Annotated in this window: 1 pseudogene; it reads left to right on the top strand. The window is 70.1% G+C overall.

Features of this window, described 5'->3' with window-relative positions:
* A pseudogene (locus tag EJK91_RS22050) lies at positions 1-898 on the top strand (GTP-binding protein); the annotation flags it as partial.

Raw genomic sequence — 898 nt, 5'->3', positions numbered from 1 at the left:
GCGGTAACGCGGGCAGTCAGGGCAACGGCGGCAACGGTGGTGACGGTGGGGATGCCGGCACTCCCGGTGACGGTGGTAACGGTGCGGCCGGGTTGGCTGGTGTGGCCGGTTCCGGTGGTGCGTTGGGTGCCGGTGGTGATGGCGGCAAGGGTGGTGATGTCGGTGCGGTCGGCGCTAAGGGCGTCGGTGGCGGCGGTTTGACCCCCGGTGCTGATGGTGCCGACGGTGATTCCCCGAGCGGGGTCCTGGGCAATGGCGGTAACGGTGGTGCCGGCTATGACGCGGCGTCGGATCTGAGTGCGGCGCCGGGTACTTCGGGTGGTAACGGTGGCGCSGGCGGTGCCGGTGGCAGCCATGGTTCGGGTGGCACCGGCGGTGACGGTGGCGACGGTGTGGCCGGTAAGTCTGGTGACAGTGGTGTCAACCCGGGTGATGCCGGTGGCAGTGGCGGTGAGGGTGGTAGCGGCGGCAGCGGTGGTGCTGGTGGTGCTAGTGGCTCGGTGGCTGGTAATGCCGGTTCTGGTGGCAATGCTGGTAGCGGCGCCAATGGTGGTGCTGGTGGTGCTGGTGTCACCGGTGCTGACGGGCAGTCCGGGGCCGACCTGGGTGTCGGTCAGGACGGCGGTAAGGGYGGTGACGGTGGTGCCGGCGGCGCGGGTGGTGTCGGTGGTGCTGCGGGTGCGTTGCTCAATGGCAGCGGTAACGCGGGCAGTCAGGGCAACGGCGGCAACGGTGGTGACGGTGGGGATGCCGGCACTCCCGGTGACGGTGGTAACGGTGCGGCCGGGTTGGCTGGTGTGGCCGGTTCCGGTGGTGCGTTGGGTGCCGGTGGTGATGGCGGCAAGGGTGGTGATGTCGGTGCGGTCGGCGCTAAGGGCGTCGGTGGCGGCGGTTTGAC

The organism is Mycobacterium sp. P7213 (assembly GCF_900604305.1).
GTDB lineage: Bacteria > Actinomycetota > Actinomycetes > Mycobacteriales > Mycobacteriaceae > Mycobacterium.
Note: the sequence above shows the minus strand (reverse complement) of the source record. Positions and strands in the feature narration are given on the sequence as shown.